The organism is Streptomyces sp. NPDC050121 (assembly GCF_044460385.1).
GTDB lineage: Bacteria > Actinomycetota > Actinomycetes > Streptomycetales > Streptomycetaceae > Streptomyces > Streptomyces soliscabiei.
Genome location: NZ_JBITJV010000007.1, coordinates 94,384 through 111,727, shown reverse-complemented (window position 1 = coordinate 111,727; position 17,344 = coordinate 94,384). Strand labels below are relative to the sequence as shown.

At 72.0% G+C, this 17,344-nt stretch carries 13 protein-coding genes and 5 pseudogenes; 10 read left to right on the top strand and 8 right to left on the bottom strand.

The genetic code is table 11. The features are described from left to right. Positions 1–8 precede the first annotated feature (8 nt). Positions 9–826, bottom strand: a pseudogene (locus ACIBTS_RS13245) (SDR family NAD(P)-dependent oxidoreductase). A gap of 234 nt (positions 827–1,060) precedes the next feature. Here ACIBTS_RS13245 and ACIBTS_RS13240 point away from each other — a divergent pair. After that, positions 1,061–1,384, top strand: coding sequence for an antibiotic biosynthesis monooxygenase (locus ACIBTS_RS13240; RefSeq protein ID WP_099938044.1), 324 nt, complete (start codon positions 1,061–1,063; stop codon positions 1,382–1,384). A gap of 116 nt (positions 1,385–1,500) precedes the next feature. On the opposite strand, the gene ACIBTS_RS13235 is transcribed toward ACIBTS_RS13240, so the two are convergent. After that, positions 1,501–3,168: an amidohydrolase gene (locus ACIBTS_RS13235; RefSeq protein ID WP_399319014.1), complete on the bottom strand. Its 1,668-nt coding sequence runs from the start codon at positions 3,166–3,168 to the stop codon at positions 1,501–1,503. 63 nt (positions 3,169–3,231) lie between these two features. Next, positions 3,232–4,710, bottom strand: coding sequence for an APC family permease (locus tag ACIBTS_RS13230; RefSeq protein ID WP_399319012.1), 1,479 nt, complete (start codon positions 4,708–4,710; stop codon positions 3,232–3,234). A 245-nt stretch (positions 4,711–4,955) separates the two neighbouring features. Between ACIBTS_RS13230 and ACIBTS_RS13225 the strand changes: the two genes are divergently transcribed. The 7 genes and pseudogenes from ACIBTS_RS13225 to dhaM all read left to right on the top strand — a co-directional run bounded on the left by ACIBTS_RS13225 (position 4,956) and on the right by dhaM (position 10,188). Continuing rightward, on the top strand, positions 4,956–5,657 hold the full coding sequence (locus ACIBTS_RS13225) for a TetR/AcrR family transcriptional regulator (protein WP_399319011.1): 702 nt from the start codon (positions 4,956–4,958) through the stop codon (positions 5,655–5,657). 103 nt (positions 5,658–5,760) lie between these two features. Next, positions 5,761–5,910: pseudogene (locus ACIBTS_RS13220) on the top strand (ABC transporter permease); the annotation flags it as partial. Then, positions 5,909–6,467: pseudogene (locus tag ACIBTS_RS13215) on the top strand (aldehyde dehydrogenase family protein); the annotation flags it as partial. The pseudogenes ACIBTS_RS13220 and ACIBTS_RS13215, both read left to right, overlap by 2 nt. A gap of 80 nt (positions 6,468–6,547) precedes the next feature. Beyond that, entirely contained in the window at positions 6,548–7,918 is a 1,371-nt protein-coding gene (locus ACIBTS_RS13210) for a M1 family metallopeptidase (RefSeq protein ID WP_399319299.1), read from the top strand. Positions 7,919–8,127: 209 nt separating this feature from the next. Next, positions 8,128–9,120 (top strand): dihydroxyacetone kinase subunit DhaK, encoded by a 993-nt coding sequence (gene dhaK / locus ACIBTS_RS13205; RefSeq protein WP_399319009.1) that lies wholly within the window; start codon positions 8,128–8,130, stop codon positions 9,118–9,120. Positions 9,121–9,166: 46 nt separating this feature from the next. Continuing rightward, positions 9,167–9,781 carry a dihydroxyacetone kinase subunit DhaL gene (gene dhaL, locus ACIBTS_RS13200; RefSeq protein ID WP_399319008.1) on the top strand — a complete coding sequence of 205 codons (615 nt, stop codon included), beginning with the start codon at positions 9,167–9,169 and terminating at the stop codon, positions 9,779–9,781. Beyond that, positions 9,778–10,188, top strand: a complete 411-nt coding sequence (dhaM, locus tag ACIBTS_RS13195; protein ID WP_319673221.1) for a dihydroxyacetone kinase phosphoryl donor subunit DhaM — start codon at positions 9,778–9,780, stop codon at positions 10,186–10,188. The genes dhaL and dhaM overlap by 4 nt, the downstream gene beginning before the upstream one ends. A 557-nt stretch (positions 10,189–10,745) precedes the next feature. On the opposite strand, the pseudogene ACIBTS_RS13190 reads toward dhaM, so the two are convergent. Then, positions 10,746–11,450, bottom strand: a pseudogene (locus ACIBTS_RS13190) (glycoside hydrolase family 75 protein); the annotation flags it as partial. Between the two features lie 497 nt (positions 11,451–11,947). On the opposite strand from ACIBTS_RS13190, the gene ACIBTS_RS13185 reads away from it, so the two are divergent. Next, entirely contained in the window at positions 11,948–12,220 is a 273-nt protein-coding gene (locus ACIBTS_RS13185) for a hypothetical protein (RefSeq protein ID WP_399319006.1), read from the top strand. Between the two features lie 75 nt (positions 12,221–12,295). After that, positions 12,296–12,832 carry a hypothetical protein gene (locus ACIBTS_RS13180; protein ID WP_399319004.1) on the top strand — a complete coding sequence of 179 codons (537 nt, stop codon included), beginning with the start codon at positions 12,296–12,298 and terminating at the stop codon, positions 12,830–12,832. Positions 12,833–12,983: 151 nt separating this feature from the next. Here ACIBTS_RS13180 and ACIBTS_RS13175 read toward each other — a convergent pair. The 4 genes and pseudogenes from ACIBTS_RS13175 to ACIBTS_RS13160 form a co-directional block, all read right to left on the bottom strand. Continuing rightward, positions 12,984–13,508: pseudogene (locus ACIBTS_RS13175) on the bottom strand (PadR family transcriptional regulator); the annotation flags it as partial. Between the two features lie 72 nt (positions 13,509–13,580). Further along, positions 13,581–15,596 carry an FAD-dependent oxidoreductase gene (locus ACIBTS_RS13170; RefSeq protein WP_399319003.1) on the bottom strand — a complete coding sequence of 672 codons (2,016 nt, stop codon included), beginning with the start codon at positions 15,594–15,596 and terminating at the stop codon, positions 13,581–13,583. Between the two features lie 113 nt (positions 15,597–15,709). Then, a complete protein-coding gene (locus tag ACIBTS_RS13165) occupies positions 15,710–16,078 on the bottom strand; it encodes a hypothetical protein (RefSeq protein WP_399319001.1) in 369 nt (122 codons plus the stop codon). 127 nt (positions 16,079–16,205) lie between these two features. After that, on the bottom strand, positions 16,206–17,108 hold the full coding sequence (locus ACIBTS_RS13160) for a hypothetical protein (RefSeq protein WP_399318999.1): 903 nt from the start codon (positions 17,106–17,108) through the stop codon (positions 16,206–16,208). Positions 17,109–17,344 lie beyond the last annotated feature (236 nt).

Genomic DNA, 17,344 nt, shown 5'->3' with positions numbered 1-17,344 from the left:
GGTGAACATCACGCGCATGGTGTCACCTGCCCTTGATCCGGCACCGGTATGGCTGTTTCCGCATCTGTACACATCCGGCGGCCACGACCTAGGACCACGACGGCCAGCGGACCGCGCACCCGTCGGAGCGTCCGCCCGCCCGCGAGCGGCGCCCGCATCCGCGGTTCCCGCACCCGGCCGGTCACGCCGGGCCCTGTTCGGCGGGGGTCAGGACGGCGGGCGGCCCTGCGAGGATTGCGCCGTCCAGAACGAACTCGTGCCCCCGTCGAGAAGGTGGCGGTCATGCCGGTGCGGATGGCGCCGGGGTGAACGGAGCAGACGCGGACCCCGTCGGGGGCCAGTTCCAGCGCGGCGGTCTTCGTCAGCCCGCGCAGCCCCCACTTGCCGGCCACATACGCTCCGATGCCGGCGTAGGCGATCAGCCCGGCGAGGGAGGACATGTTCACGATCACCCCGCCGCCCGCGCGGCGCAGCGAGGGCGCGACGGCGCGCATGCCAGCCAGGCACCCTTGAGGTTGACGTCGATGACGCGGCGGAACGAGGCGAGGGTCTGTTCCTCCATCGTTCCCCACTCCATGATCCCCGTGTTGTTCACCAGCACGGAGACCGGCCCCAGCTCCCGTTCGGTCTCGGCTGCCGTCCGCTGCCAGCCGCCCTCGCTGCTGACGTCCAGGGGCTGGAAGCGGGACCGTCCGCCGAGCTGCGCGACCAGGCCGCGGCCCTCGGCTTCGAGGGTGTCGGCGACGACGACGTGGGCGCCCTCCGTCACGAGCAGCCGTGCCACGGCGGCGCCGATGCCACGGGCTCCGCCGGTGACGATCGCCACGCGTCCGTCGAGACGTCCCACGCTGGCCTCCTGACCCGGAGCTCGCCCTCGCCACCAGCATCTGCTGCGGTGGCCCGCCCCGCAGTTGCTGATGACCCATAAGGCGTCCCCGGTCCCCCTCTCCCTCTCCCTCCCCCCTCTCCCCCCTCTCTCCCCCCTCTCGCTTCTTCTCCTTCTTCTCTCCCGCGCGGGGTGGTGCGCGGGAGGGGCGGTGGTGGCAGGCAGGATGGGACCATGAGCGTAGTCAAGATCAACGTACTGACCGTCCCGGCGGAGCAGCGGGAGACCCTCGAGAAGCGGTTCGCCGCACGCGCCGGCGCCGTGGAGAACTCCGACGGCTTCGAGTGGTTCGAGCTTCTCCGTCCGGTCGAGGGCACCGACACCTACCTCGTCTACACGCGGTGGCGTGACGAGGAGTCGTTCCAGGCGTGGCGGGACGGCCCGATGCAGGGGGCGCACCGGGGCGGCGCGGAGGGGGACCGCCCCAAGCCCGCGGCTTCCGCCGCCACGCTGTGGTCCTTCGAGGTCGTCCAGCAGGCGGCGCCGAAGGGCGAGTAGTCCGTACGACGGCGGGTGGGCGCGGTGGCGTCCACCCGCCGGGCGGTCCGTCAGCCGCGAGGTCGTGCCCGATGCCGGTGTCGCGGGTCGGTTGGTGCTTCCGGCCGCGCCTGGCGTCAGGCGTCGGGAGCCGTGTGGACGCGTTCCCCCGCCACGAAGGTCTGCAGGACCCGGGTGGCGGCGATCTCCTCGGGCGGGCCCGTGAACAGGTCCCGGTCGAGGACGACCAGGTCGGCGGCCTTGCCGACGGTGATGCTGCCGGTGAGAGCGTCGAGGTGGTTCACGTAGGCGCTGCCCGCCGTGTATGCGGCGAGGGCGGCGCCGAGGTCGAGGCGCTGTCCGGGCAGGAACTCGGGGGTGCCCTCGGGTGCGCCCGGGGAGACCCGGTTGACGGCGACGTGGATGGCCTGGAGCGGGTCGGGGCTGCTGACCGGCCAGTCGCTGCCCGCGGCGAGGGTCGCCCCCGCGCGCAGCAGGTCGCCGAAGGGGTACTGCCGGGCGCCGCGTTCGGGGCCCAGGAACGGCAGGGTGAGTTCGTCCATCTGGGGTTCGTGGGCGGCCCACAGCATCTGCAGGTTGGCGGTGGCGCCGAGCGCCCGGAAGCGTCGTACGTCGTCGGAGTGGACGACCTGGAGGTGTGCCAGGTGGTGGCGGGTGTCGCGGTGGCCGTTGGCGGTGCGGGCGGCCTCGACGGCGTCGAGCGCCTCGCGCACCGCGCGGTCGCCGAGGGCGTGGAAGTGGACCTGGAAGCCGAGCGCGTCGAGTTCGGTGACGTACTTCCTCAGCTCGCCGGGTTCGACGAAGCTGATGCCGCTGCCTCCCGAGGAGCAGCCGCAGCCGGTGAGATAGGGGTCGAGCATCGCCGCGGTGTGGTTCTCGGCGATGCCGTCCTGCATGATCTTCACCGTGCCGGCGCGGAACCGGTCACCGCTCAACTCCTCGCGTCGCGCCGCGAGTTCGGGGATCTGCTCGGCGCCGCGTTCGCGGTCCCACCACAGCGCGCCGACGACGCGGGCGGTGAGCAGTCCCCGGTCCAGTGCCGCCCGGTAGGAGGGCGCGGGGTCGGTCATGTTGGCGTAGGCGCCGACGATGGCGTCCTGCCAGGCGGTGACACCGTGGGAGTGCAGCACGGCCTGGGCGCGCAGCAGGGCGGCCAGTTGATCCTCGGGCGTGGGGGTGGGCACGAGCCGCCCCACCAGATGGACGGCGCCCTCCTGGAGCATGCCGGTCGGGTTGCCGTCGGCGTCGCGTTCGATGCGGCCGTCGGCGGGGTCGGGGGTGCGGGCGTCGATGCCGGCCCGCTCCAGCGCCCGGGTGTTGACCCACGCGCCGTGGTGGTCGCGGTTGGGCAGGAAGACGGGCCGGTCGGGGACGATCGCGTCCAGGGCTGCGGCGGTGGGGGCACCGCCGGGGAACGCCTCCAGGGACCAGCCGCCGCCGGTGATCCATTCGGCGTCCGGGTGGTCGTCGGCGTACGCCCGGATCCGCCGCAGGTACTCGGCGGGGTCGACGGTGTCGGCGAGATGGCACAGGCCGAGTTCCAGACCTGCGCCCTGGGGGTGGACGTGGGCGTCCTGGAAGCCGGGCAGCAGCAGTTTCCCGGCGAGGTCGACGACCTCCGTGCCCGGCCCGATCAGTGCGTGCACCTCGTCGTGGCCGACGGCCGTGATCCGCCCGCCGTGCACGGCCACGGCGGTGGCCCGGCTGCGGGCGGGATCGACGGTGTGGACGGGCCCTCCGGTGAGGACGAGATCGGCGGGGCCGGTGGCCTGCGACTGCGACATGGGAGCTGACTCCGTGGTGGGGGTGCGAGTGGGGCCGGGGAACGGGTCGGGGCGGACGGGCGCTCAGACGGCCGCGCGGTCCATGGGGAGGGCGATCGCCTCGGCGTCGGTGCCGCGTCCGGTGCTGAAGTACGGCGACCGGCGGACGTACTTGGCCATCGCGGCCATCCCGAGCCCGGCGAGGACGATGACGGCGGGCAGGGAGAACATGAACCACCCGTTGTCGGGGCTCAGTTCGAAGTGGTCGCTCTTGGTCAGGTAGGAGTAACCGAGATAGCAGCCGAGACCGAGCAGCACCAGACCGGACACGGCCGGCACGCCCACGGCGAGCAACGCCGTACGGAACCCCTCGCGGCGGTCGGGCCAGAAGCGGACGGCGCACGCGAGAGCGGTGAGGCCGTAGTAGAGGGCGACGAGCAGGCCGATGGAGTTGACGGCGGCCAGCAGCATGTCGCTCAGCCGCGGGATGGCGACGGCCAGCAGGGCGATCACGAAGGCGATCGACAGCACGGCGACGGTTCCGGCGGCAGGGGTGCCGTACCGGCGATGCACCCGGGTCCACACCGGACCCATGGTGCGGTCCCGGCCCATCGCGAGCAGCCCGCGCGCCGTGGGGATCAGCGTGGACTGGACCGAGGCGGCGGCCGAACACATCAGGGCGACCACGGGCAGGGTGGCCCAGGGCTCGGCGGCCAGCTTCTCACCGAGGTACGGCAGGGCCTGCGGGCCGTTCTTGATGAGTTCGGGCAGGCTCATCTCCCGCTGGAAGGCGACCGAGGCGAAGAGGAACAGTCCGAGCATCGCGGACAGGGCGATCAGACCGCCGCGGGCCGCGTCGCCCGGACTCTTCGTCTCCTCGTTGACGCTGAACGCCGCGTCCCAGCCCCAGAAGAAGAACACGGCGAGGACCATGCCCTGGGCGAAGGTGGTGCCGTCCGTGATCTCGAAGGGGTTGAACCAGGAGAGGGAGAAGGACTGCTTGCCGGTGATCAGGGCCCAGCCGCAGAAGCCCAGCAGCACGGCGTACTCGAAGACCAGCAGCACGAACTGGAAGCGGGTGGTGGCGCGGGTGCCGGTGACGGCGAGAGCGGTGAGGCCGAGCAGAAGCACCAGCCCGACGGCCGTGCTGACGCCGGTGGACGACGGATCGAGGGCGATGCCCGCCACGGAGTGCAGGCCGGCCTTGTTGGCGAAGATCAGGACGACGGAGCCCATGACCGCGCTGGTGTAGGCGCAGAAGATGACCGAGCCGACGATGGTGACCCACCCGGTCAGGAAGCCGGGCCACGGCCCGAGGGTCTTGCCGACCCAGGTGTAGCCGTTGCCGCAGTTGGGTTCCGAGCGGTTGAGCCGGGCGTAGGCGGTGGCGATGCCCAGCACGGGCAGGAAGGCGAGGAGCAGCAGAGCCGGGGCCTGCAGACCCACGATGGTGGCGATCGTGCCCATGCCGATGGCGATGCTGGTGGTGGCGGCGGTGCTGGAGGCGGCGATGGCGACACCGTCGATGACGCCGAGGGAGCGGCGCAGTGGTGTGGATGACATGGAAGGCTCCTCGCAGGGAGGGGAGGCGGGAAGAGCCGCGCGGGACTGTGATGAAACACCTGGCCTTCGCGTTGCGTCAATCCTGTTGACATAAGGCGTCCGGGGCCTCTTCACTGCGGGTACGCGGTCCCGCGGTCCCCACGGCCCCTGCGGCGCCCACGGTCCCGGCGATCCCGAGCAGTCCCAAGATGTCCGAAGCCGCCCGAAGCGGTCCGATGGCGGTCCGAAGCGACAGGAGCCCCGGCATGACCACCCGAGTCCCGCAGGAGCGCAGCCGCCGACGGCCCACCCGATCGGGGGTCCTGCTGTCGGAGGACCTGATCGTGGAGACCGCGCTCAGGCTGATCGGTGAGCACGGTCCGGAGGCGCTCAGCGTGCGCCGGCTCGGCACCGCCCTGGGCTGCGACCCCACCGCCCTCTACCGCTACTTCCACGGCACCGACGATCTGGTGCTCGCCATCGCCGACCGCATCATCGGCGATGCCATGGCGGGGTTCGCCTCGACGGGCGACTGGGTGGCCGACCTGCGCGAGATGGCCCTGCGGGTCCGCGCCGGATACCTCGCCCATCCGCGCGCGGCGGCCTTCGCCTCGTACCGGGTGACCCGGCGCGAGAACGAGATCCGCGCCGTGGAGACCGGCGTCGGCCTGCTGCTGTCCGCGGGCTTCGAACCGGCCGAGGCCACGCGCCTGTACCTGACGTTCATCGACACCGTGCTCAGCCATGCCGCCATGGACGCCGCGTTCCATGCGCTCCCGCGACAGCAGCGCGAAGCCGACCTCCGCGCATGGCGCGAGGTCTACCAGGGGCTGGACCCCGCTTCGTATCCCGCACTGACCACCGTGCGCCAGGAACTGCACACCATGGGAAACAGTTCCTTCGAGGAGGCGGTCGATCTCCTGCTGGAGGCGCTGGCAGCCCGCGCCCTTCGCCGACCGCACGCGTGACCCGCGCGCCTGTCGAAGGCGGGGCCTGACCCCGGAGGATCCGCGCGGCGCGCTTTTGTTGGACGTCCTGACATACCTGTTGACATCCCTCGTGGGCGGCTCCATAGCCACTCAGCAGGCTGCGCCGACGGTGACCACACCGGCGGCCTCCGGCCCGAAGCAGACCGACGGCCGGACCGTGCAACGCCCCCTCGCTCTAAGCCTGTTGGCACGCCCCGAAACGGGTGTCTTCCTCGGCGCGGTCGCGGTCTACCGGGCTCGTGGAGGTGCTGGAGCGCAAGGCCCGCGAGATCAAGGGCGGCCCCGGCGACGCCCCCGGCACCGACATGGGCCCCCTGGTCACCAAGGCCGCGCAGGAACGTGTCGAGAACGCCGTCGGCACCGCCCACGCACAGGGCGCCACCCTCGTCGTCGACGGCCGCGGCCTGAGGATCAACGGCCACGAAGAAGGGTTCTTCACCGGTCCCACCCCTCCTGGACCACGTCACCACCACCATGGACGCCTACACCGAAGAGCTCTTCGGCCCCGTCCTGGCCGTCCTCCGCGTGGAAACCCTCGACGAGGCGATCGCCCTCATCAACGCCAACCCCTATGGCAACGGCACCGCCCTCTTGACCGCCGCCGGCGAAGCCGCACGCCGCTTCCAGCGCAACATCCACATCGGCATGATCGGTATCAACGTCCCTGTCCCCGTGCCGATGTCCTACTACTCCTGCGGCGGCTGGAAGGACTCCCTCATCGGCGACTCCCCCATCCACGGCCCCGAAGGCATCCGCTTCTACACCTGCCCCAAGGTCATCACCACCTGACGGTCCGCCCAATTCTGTTCCGTCGTCGGTGCGTTGTGGCAGTATCGGCTGGCATGTCACCGTTACCCGTGTGGTCGCCCATGCCCGCTCGTCGTCTGTTCGTCGTACTGCTCATGCTGCTCGTGGCGGTCGGCGCCGGAGTGGGTGATGTCGGCGCGGCGGCCCGGTCGGGGGTGTCCAGGGCCGCGGCGACGCCCGATCGCGCCCGTTACGACGTGGTTCTGCGCTCCGACGCCGACGGCAGCCACTGGAGCGGACGGCAGCGGGTATCGTTCCGTAACGCGTCCGACCGGCCGCTGCGCGAGGTGTACCTGCGGCTGTGGGGCAACGGCGAGGACGGGTGCGGCACGCCCGACACGCCTGCCCGTGTCATCGTGTCGCGAGTAGGCGGCGGCGCGCCGGGCTCGCTCACCGTGGATTGCACGGCCCTGCGCATCGCCCTGCCGAAGCCGCTCGCGCGCGGCGAGCGGACGTCGGTCGCCTTCGACGTCTCCATCGCCGTGCCCGACCGCAATGCCCGCTTCGGCCGCGAAGGCGCCTACCGCTTCCTCGGCAACGCGCTGCCGGTGCTCGCCGTGCACGACGCGAAGGGGTGGCACCTCGACCCGTATGTGGCGGTCGGTGAGAGCTTCTACGCCCTGACGAGCGACTTCCGGGTCCGTCTCGATCACCCGTCGGCCCTGAAGGTGCCCGCGACCGGTCGTACCCGGACCCTGCCCGGCCGGCCCGGCCGTACGGTCACCCTCAGCGTCGCGGACCGGGTGCGCGACTTCGCGTGGGCCGCGGGCCCCTTCCGCACGGCGATGCAGACCACGCCCAAAGGCGTGCGCGTGAAGTCGTACTGGGCGTCCGACACCCCGGCCGCGGGCGTGCGTCTCAACCGCGCGGACGCCGTCGCCGCGATCGACCGGTTCGGCCGGGAGTTCGGCCGCTACCCGTACGGCGAGATCGACCTCGTGATGACCCGCCAGTTCGGCGGCGGCATGGAGTACCCCGGCCTCGTCCTGCTCGGCACCACCGAGGAGGGCGGCGCCGTCGTCCACGAAGTGGCGCACCAGTGGTGGTACGGCATCGTCGGCAACGACGAGTACACCTCACCGTGGCTGGACGAGAGCTTCGCCCAGTACGCCAACGCCCGCTTCTACGGCTGGGACACCCGCGACTGCTGGTCGGACGTCTACTGGCCCGACGACAGCACAGCGCTGCTGACCTCCTCGATGGCCTACTGGTCGCAGCACCGCGGCGAATACCACCTCGTCTACACCGCCGGGCCCTGCGCCCTGGCCGATCTGGAGCGCACCCTCGGCGCCGACACCATGGCACGACTCCTCAAGCGGTACGCCCAAGACCACTGGTACGGCGTCTCCACCACCGCCGACTTCAAGAAGGCCGCCCAGTCCATGACCGGTCGGGACCTCGGCCCCTTCTGGGAGACCCACCACATCCGGTGAACGAACACGGCGTTCCGGCTCTGGGGGGGGCCAGAACGATCGTCTGACAGCACGTAGACAGCGCGAAGGCAGCACGAAGGCATCATCAGTACCTCCACAGCCCGTCCCCGAGCGCCGTCACCCGCCCGGACCGATAATTGACCAAGCCCGATGTGACCCGCACATACAGAGGTCATGAGCCGATCCGTCAATCTCATCAGGAGGTATCCGTGAGGATGCTGATCAACGTTCCGGAGACCGTGGTCGCGGACGCGCTGCGCGGAATGGAGGCCGCTCACCCAGAGCTGACCGTCGACGTCGAGAACCGGGTGATCGTGCGGCGGGACGCCCCGGTGGCCGGGAAGGTGGCGCTGGTGTCCGGTGGCGGCTCGGGGCACGAGCCGCTGCACGGCGGGTTCGTCGGACCCGGGATGCTCTCGGCGGCCTGCCCCGGCGAGGTGTTCACGTCGCCGGTGCCGGACCAGATGTTGCGGGCGGCGGCAGCCGTGAACAGCGGGGCGGGTGTGCTGTTCATCGTCAAGAACTACACCGGCGACGTGCTCAACTTCGACATGGCGGCCGAGTTGGCCGAGGACGAGGGCATCCAGATCGCGAAGGTACTGGTCAATGACGACGTGGCCGTCACCGACAGTCTCTACACGGCCGGGCGGCGCGGTACGGGCGCGACGCTGTTCGTCGAGAAGATCGCGGGGGCCGCGGCCGAGGAGGGGCAGCCGCTGGAGCGGGTCGAGGCGCTCGCCCGGCAGGTGAACGAGAACTCCCGCAGCTTCGGCGTGGCGCTCAGCGCGTGCACGACACCGGCCAAGGGCGGCCCGACCTTCGACCTGCCGGACGGCGATCTGGAACTGGGCGTCGGGATCCACGGGGAGCCCGGCCGGGAACGGCGGGCGATGATGACGTCCGGGGAGATCGCCGACTTCTCGGTCCACGCGATCCTGGAGGACATGACACCCCGCAACCCCGTCCTTGTGCTGGTCAACGGCATGGGCGCGACGCCGCTGCTGGAGCTGTACGGGTTCAACGCCGAGGTGCAGCGCGTGCTGGCGCAGCGGGGGGTGGCCGTCGCCCATACGCTCGTCGGCAACTACGTGACGTCCCTCGACATGGCGGGCGTCTCGGTGACCCTGTGCCAGATCGACGAGGAACTGCTGCGGCTGTGGAACGCGCCGGTGAGGACTCCCGGGCTGCGCTGGGGTGTCTGAGCCAGGGGCCGGCGCTGCGACCGTACCGACCACGCAAGGAGATCCAGTGCTAGACGCCGACTTCTTCCGCCATTGGATGACGGCGACCGCCGCGGCCGTCGACCGCGAGGCGGACCGGCTCACGGCCCTCGACTCGCCCATCGGGGACGCCGATCACGGCAGCAACATGCGGCGCGGCTTCACCGCGCTGACCGCGGCACTGGAGCAGGAGGCGCCCCAGACTCCAGGCGCCGTGCTGGTCCTCGCCGGACGCCAACTGATCTCTAAGGTGGGCGGGGCCTCGGGGCCGCTGTACGGCACGCTGCTGCGCCGGACCGGGAAGGCGCTCGGGGACGCGGCCGAGGTGGACGAGGCGCAGTTCACCGCGGCGCTGCGGGTGGGCGTGGACGCCGTGATGCAGCTGGGCGGCGCCGCGCCCGGCGACAAGACCATGATCGATGCCCTGGTGCCGGCCGTGGAGGCCCTCTCCGACGGCTTCCGCGCCGCCCGGACCGCCGCCGAACAGGGCGCAAAGGCGACGACACCACTGCAGGCCCGCAAGGGCCGGGCCAGCTACCTCGGCGAACGCAGCATCGGCCACCAGGATCCGGGCGCCACCTCGGCGGCGCTGCTCATCGCCGCCCTCGTCGAAGCCGACGGTGCGGGGAGTGAGGCGCGGTGAGCGACGAGAAACTGGTCGGTATCGTCCTGGTGTCGCACAGCGCGGAGGTGGCCTCGGCCGTGGCCGAGCTGGCCCGGCGGCTGGCGGGCGGCGGCGCGGCCGTGCCGGTCGCCGCGGCGGGTGGTACGGAGCGCGGCGAGCTGGGCACGAGCGCCGAGCTGATCACCGCTGCTGCCGCCTCGGTGGACCGGGGGGCCGGGGTCGCGGTCCTCACCGACCTCGGCAGCGCCGTCCTCACGGTCAAGGCGCTGATCGCGGAAGGCGACGAACTCCCCGACACCGCCCGCCTGGTGGACGCCCCGTTCGTCGAGGGCGCGGTGGCCGCGGTGGTGACGGCGGCCACGGGAGCCGACCTCGACGCGGTGGCAGCGGCCGCCGCGGACGCGTACACCTACCGGAAGGTGTGACCCCCTCCGACGCCGCCTGGACGGCCGGCCGGGAATCGCCGACCGGCAGCCCGGCCCGGCCGGCGAGGGCCCGGGCGAACACCGGCTCGGCCTCGTCGTAGGTAGGGAGCCAGGCCGCGCGGGCCGGCGGATGGTCGGCGGTCCGACGCGCGGGCGGCCCGCCTCGGCCGTCGATCACCGGCGATCGCCGGCGGCCTCGGCGGCCACCGTTCGGACGCTCGACGCGAACGGGCCGCCCCCTTCGCTTACGCGCTCCCGTCGTCAGCGGACGCGGCGTCCGGGCCCTCCTGGTCCCCTGCATGCTCCTGCCCCTGCGAGGTCTCAGGGGTCTGCAGGGTTTCCGAAACCTCCGAGCCCTCCTGAGCCTCGCCGTCCGCCGACGCCGCCGACGCCTCCGACTCCGGCGACTTGGCCAACTCCTTCTGGGCGACCACCCCTTGGGCGGCTGCCGTACCGGTCGACGCCGCCCCCGCCGCCCTTCGCGCCGCAGCCGACCACTCCAGGCCCTCCGACGCTTCCGGCTGCTCCTGAGGCTGCGTCGGCGTTTCCTCGTTCACGGCCGCCCCCCGCACGAACAGCCGCGCCAGCCGCTCCCCCACGGCCACCGCGGACGCGTGGCTCTCGATGGGGGTCGCCAGGGAGTTCTTGAAGACGATGTACGTGACGCCGGAAGGCGTGCCGCCGCCGCGGGGGTCGGGCCGGATGCCGAGTGCCTTGGCGGTGGCGTAGGACGCCTCGCCGATGATCTCGCGCGGTCCCGTGTCGCCGACGACCGCGTACTGCACCCGGTCCCGGTAGACGACGGCCGCGACGGATCCCCCGCGCACCCCGTGGTCCCGGTGGTTCCAGATGTCGCTCACCCCCGGCACCACGATGTAAGGCAGCGTCTCGGCGCTCAGACAGCGGCCGTCGGACTGCTGGTAGGCCGTGGTGTCGGAGAACAGCGGGTCGGTGCCGCTGTTGCACTGCGTGCCCGGGCGGCCGTCGCAGTCGATGTCCATGTCGGCCGTCCAGAACACCGCCTCGTCGGTGCCGCACACCGGGATCGTGGCGGGCGTGCCCTCGTCGGTGCGGTAGCGGCCGCGGGAGACGGGAGCGCAGTCACGGACCCGGGACAACAGGTCGGCGGCGCGGACGGTGCCTTCCTGCCGGAGCACCGGTGGTCCGGCAGCACCCAGGGACGGGCGCGCGGCGGCGGTGGGGGTGGTCGGGGCCAGCAGGGCAAGGCCGGCCGCGGCCAGGGTCAGCGACTGGGCGCGCACGATATGGGACCCTCTCGTGGGACATTGACGGACACTCAGAACAATTTGGTGCCGACCGCATCACGAGGCCACTTCGAGGGGGCCGTACGGTGCACGGCCGGCGGCGCACGGCTGATCACGCACGGCGTGCGGGTGCGGTGTACGGGTGCGGTTTCTGACGGGCCGACAGCGGTAGGGAGCGGGCAACAGGGGCCGGGGGCCCGGGCGCCGTCTCGGCCCCGGGCCCCCGGCCACTTTGCCGGCGCGGGATCTGCGACGACAGCGGTCCGCGCCACGGGCATGAACTCCTCAGCCCTCAGGGAGAGTTCAGCCGCAAGGAACTTCAGCATACGTAACCTCCGGAAGCGGTCACCAATGGCGTCCCGTACGGAGGCTCCCGCCCTCTCGACCGCGCAGGCCGGGAGCGCGACGAGTGTGCACGTCATGTGGAACGCGGTCGCCGCGAACCCCGCGGTCAGCGGGTACGAGGTGTACCGGGGCCGCACAAAGGTCGGGGCGTGCCCGGCTCCGCGCACATGCTGGACGTCGTCCGCCTCACACCGTCCACCACGTACAGCTTCTACGCGGGGCGGGAGGCGGGGATCGGTCACCGGGTGCGGCTGCGGGCGCGGCTGCCGGACGGCACGTGGGGCGCGTTCTCGACGGAGCGGACGGTGACGACGGGCGAGCCCCGCCGACCGCTCGGCGCATGGGCCGTCCGAAGGAATCCGTCACCTGCCCGGGGGCGGTCCGGATGCGGGGCGGGCCCGGGGCCCGTTGGCTGCCTCTGAGGCAGCACGGGCGTACCCGACCCTCGGCGGCGCAAGGGATGTACCGCCAACCGTGCCGCCGCCGGAGGACATCCGATGCGCGTTTCCCGCTTTCTCGCCCGCTCAGGACTGACCGTGGCAGCCGCCGCGCTCCCCCTCGCCCTGGCCCCCGGACCGGCCGTCGCCCGGGTTTCGGGCATCTCCGTCAGCACGACCGGCTCCACGGTCTCGGTGGTGACCAGCGCCTGCACCCAGCTCAACGGGAGCTGGGGCACGGCCGCGCTGCTCACCAGCAGCCAGGGGAGCTTCGCCCAGGGACGTCAGGTGGCGCTGTCCGGGACGACGGCAAGCCAGTCCGCCGCCTGGTCCGGCGTCTCCCCGGGCACGTACACCGTGGTCGTCATGTGCTCCAGCGGCGTCACCGCGGGCACCCAGTCCGTGATCGTCTCGGCCCCGTCCGCCCCGACGATCTCCGCGACCGCCTCGCCCTCGCGCGGGGTCATGGGCGGCCTCGGCGGCGCGGCCCGCGACTACGGTCCCGTCACCATGGGGGTGGGCGGCGCGCTGGTGGGCGGCGGCGTCATCGCGCTGGCCTGGTTCCTGCGCCGCCGCTCGAAGCCCTACCGGCTCTAGCCCCAGCGGCTCCGGCTCTACCGGCTCCGGGAGGCAATCCGCCCTGTTCCTGGTCCTGGGCCTGGGCCTGGGCCTGGGTCTGGGCCTGGGCCTGGTCCGGCTCCTCGTCCGGGTCCTTGTCCTTGTCCTGGCCCGCTGTTTCCTCCGCGGCGGGCAGCTCCTGGAGTGCCTCGGTGAGCCACTGGGTCCAGAAGGTCTCCAGTTCGATGCCCGCACGCAGGACCAGGTGCTGGAGCCTGGCCTGGGCGCTGCCTGGGCCGGGCGGGAAGTCGCGCTTCTCGATCTCCTCGTACTCGGTCAACTGCCGCCGGTGCAGCTTGAGATGGCGGCGCAGGTCGGCTTCCAGGCCCGCGGTGCCGACGACGGCAGCGGCACGCAGCCGCAGCAGCAGGGCGTCGCGGTGCGGCTTCGGGTCCTGGGTGGCCGCCGTCCACCGCGCGAGTTCGGCGCGGCCCGCGGGCAGGACCTCGTAGGCCTTCTTCTGCCCGCGGGCGGGCTGCTCGGTGGGCAGCGCCCTGATGTGGCCCTCGGCCTCCAGTTTTCCCAGCTCGCGGTAGATCTGCTGGTGCGTCGCCGACCAGAAGTAGCCGATCGACTTGTCGAAGCGGCGGGTCAGATCCAGCCCGGACGAGGGCCTCTCGAGCAGGGCGGTGAGGATCGCGTGCGGGAGTGACATGTGGTCATCCTAGGGACGCGGCCGAACGGCCCGCGTCCCCACAGCCGCCTCCCGCCAACCGCCTCCCGCCCCCTACAGCGCCGCCGCCAGCTCGGTGCCCTGCTGGATGGCGCGCTTGGCGTCCAGTTCGGCGGCGACGTCGGCGCCGCCGATGAGGTGCGCGTTGACGCCGGCGGCGATCAGCGCCTCGTACAGGTCCCGGCGCGGGTCCTGGCCGGTGCACAGCACGATGGTGTCGACCTCCAGGACCGTGCTCTGCTCGCCGACGGTGACATGCAGTCCTGCGTCGTCGATCCGGTCGTAGCGCACGCCCGGGACCATGGTGACGCCGCGGTGCTTGAGCTCCGTGCGGTGGATCCAGCCGGTGGTCTTGCCGAGACCCGCGCCGACCTTGGTCGTCTTGCGCTGGAGCAGGTGGACGGTGCGCGGCGGAGCGGGGCGCTCGGGGGCGACGAGACCGCCGGGGGCCCGGTAGTCCATGTCGACGCCCCACTGGCGGAAGTACGTCGCCGGGTCCTCGCTCGCCTTGTCGCCGCCGTCGGTGAGGAACTCGGCGACGTCGAAGCCGATGCCGCCCGCGCCGAGGATCGCGACGCGGTCGCCGACGGGCGCGCCGTCGCGCAGGACGTCGAGGTAGCCGACGACGCTCGGGTGGTCGACGCCGGGGATGTCGGGGGTGCGGGGGCTGACGCCGGTGGCGACGACGACCTCGTCGTAGGACTCCACGTCGCCTGCCGTGACAGGGGTGTCGAGGCGTACGTCCACGCCGTGCGCGTCGAGCTGGTGGCGGAAGTAGCGCAGCGTCTCGTCGAACTCCTGCTTGCCCGGGACCTTGCGGGCGACGTTGAGCTGGCCGCCGATCTCGCTCGCGGCGTCGAACAACGTCACCGCATGACCGCGTTCTGCGGCGCTGACGGCGCAGGCGAGGCCTGCCGGGCCCGCGCCCACCACCGCGACGCGCTTGCGCAGCCGGGTCGGAGCGAGGACCAGCTCGGTCTCGTGGCAGGCGCGCGGGTTGACCAGGCAGGAGGTGATCTTGCCGCTGAAGGTGTGGTCGAGGCAGGCCTGGTTGCAGCCGATGCAGGTGTTGATCGCCTCGGGCGTGCCGGCGGCGGCCTTGTTCACGAAGTCGGGGTCGGCCAGCATCGGCCGGGCCATGGAGATCATGTCCGCGCAGCCGTCGGCGAGCAACTCCTCGGCGACCTCGGGGGTGTTGATGCGGTTGGTGGTGACGAGCGGGATGCTCACCGCGCCCATCAGCTTCTTCGTCACCCACGTGTAGGCGCCGCGCGGCACGGAGGTCGCGATGGTGGGGATGCGGGCCTCGTGCCAGCCGATGCCGGTGTTGATGATGGTCGCGCCGGCCGCCTCGACGGCCCGGGCGAGGGTGACGACCTCGTCGAGGGTGGACCCGCCGGGCACCAGGTCCAGCATGGACAGCCGGTAGACGACGATGAAGTCCTCGCCGACCGCCTCGCGCACCCTGCGGACGATCTCGACGGGGAACCGCATCCGGTTCTGGTACGCGCCGCCCCAGCGGTCGGTGCGGTGGTTGGTGCGCGCGGCGATGAACTCGTTGATGAGATAGCCCTCGGAGCCCATGATCTCGACGCCGTCGTAGCCGGCCTGCCGGGCGAGGCGGGCGGCGCGGGCATAGTCGTCGATCGTCCGTTCGACGTCGGCGTCGGTGAGCTCGCGGGGCGGGAAGGGACTGATGGGGGCCTGGAGGGGGCTCGGGGCGACCAGGTCCCGGTGGTAGGCGTAGCGGCCGAAGTGCAGGATCTGCATCGCGATGCGGCCGCCCTCGCGGTGCACGGCGTCGGTGATCTGCCGGTGCTGGTCGGCCTCCGCGTCCGTGGTGAGCTTGGCGCCGCCCTCGTACGGCCGTCCCTCGTCGTTGGGGGCGATGCCGCCGGTGACGATGAGGCCCACTCCGCCGCGGGCGCGGGCGGCGTAGAAGGCGGCCATGCGTTCGAAGCCGCGCTCGGCCTCCTCCAGGCCGACGTGCATCGAGCCCATCAGGACGCGGTTGGGCAGCGTGGTGAAGCCCAGATCGAGCGGGCTCAGCAGGTGCGGATAACGGCTCATGGCAGGGCAGGCCTCCGTGCGCGGCGGTAGTCCCTCCAGTTCTAGAGGACCGCACCCGGTTTATGCAACTAGTTGCACAATAGACTCCGGCTCATGTGCCGCAGGTCACCGCCTCACCGGCTTTCGAGCCGTACGTGCAGCTCCCGCTCCTGGTCCCCGGAGGCCGAGGAGAGGTCGCGTACCGCGAACACCGAGTCCAGCGTCGAACGGAGCCGCTCGATCGCCCAGTAGCTGCCCTGCGCATCGGCCTCGACGGAGGACGAGAGCCGGGCCGGGCGGGCGCAGTCGTGCGCCTCGGTGACCTCGAAGGTGCCGAGCCACACCATCGGGCGCGTCTCGTGCAGTTGCTGCGGCACCTCGTCGGCGCCACGGTCCGACTCGAAGCACGCGTTGAGCGTGTCGAACACGATCCGGGCGTCCTCCTTGTTGCATCCGCTGATCTCGACGGAGACGGACTCCTCGTGCGATCGTTCGCGATCCATCGTGATCGCTCCTCTCGTGGCGGTGGCGCGGCAGTGCGGGTTCCCCGCGAACCGCGCCACATCCCCAGAAAAGCACCACTTTCCGAGCGGGACCAGCGACGGCGGCCGCCGCCACCGGCCGCTGGGCTCAGCTCCGCGTGAAGCGGTACGTCTTACTGTCGGTCAGCACGCAGAAGCCGGGCGAGACGACGATCACGCGCAGGGTGCCGCTGCGGCGGTCGTAGTCGACACCCTCGGCCTCGAACGTGCCGGAGCAGGAGCTGCGCAGCGGCAGCTGGCGCAGGGCCGTCACCTGACCGGTGACGTCGGCCGTGCCGTTCGGCTCGGCGGACAGGTCGATCCGCAGGAGCGGCTTGGTGATGCCGAAGAGGGTGCCGGCCGGGTCGTCGGAGGAGCACAGCAGGGTGGTCGGACCGGTGAAGTCGCAGCCCTGGACGTCACGGACGGCGTGGTCGAGGCGGACGGTCGACACCTGGGGCAGGTTCGCCGAGGGCGAAGTGGCGGCGTTGGCGCCGGGCGTCGGGAAGACGAGGAACCGGGTCATGGTGCCCCACTCGCCCGACAGCATCCACTTGCTGTCCGGGGTGATCGCCACCCAGGAGTTGTTGAGGGCCTCGCCCGAGCCGAGCGCGTGGACGTACTCCGACCAGGCGCCGCCCGGCGCCTGCACCCGGTACATCTTCGAGGTGCCCGAGTCGCTCTGGTAGGGCTCGACGTAGTAGCCGTCGTAGGAGGCGTCGGGGTCGCCGACGTGGTTCCAGCCCCGGGTGGAGACGGAGAACGGGATGGTGCCGATGCCGGTGTAGCGGTTGGCGCTGTTCGCCGGGGTCTCGACCGAGGCCAGTCCCTGACTCTCGGTCAGCGGGTCGGCGCGGTCGGAGCCGACCTCGGTCCAGGTGTCGGCGGCCGCTGCGGGCGGGGCCGCGGAGAGGGCGGTGACCGTGGCGACGGCCAGCGCGAGGAAGGCGGCGCGGGCGGTACGTGCGGTCCCGGACAGGGGACGGCGCAGGCGGGCAGGGCGCAGGGGCATGGGTCTCCTCGGCAGCGGGGGGTGGGGCGCGCTCGGCGGACAGTCTGGCCCGGCACCGTGGTCATGTACAGACCAATACGATGGACAGGGGCGGACCCTGAGGAGAACGGCGCGCGAAGCCGTACTGGAGGAGCATGGGGAAGGGCCCTCAAGACGTGGGAGAAAAGGGTTGAGCGCGGTAGAACAGGGGGAGTCGGCACGGGGGACGGCGTGCCGCGTCGATGTCCGGAGGCGGT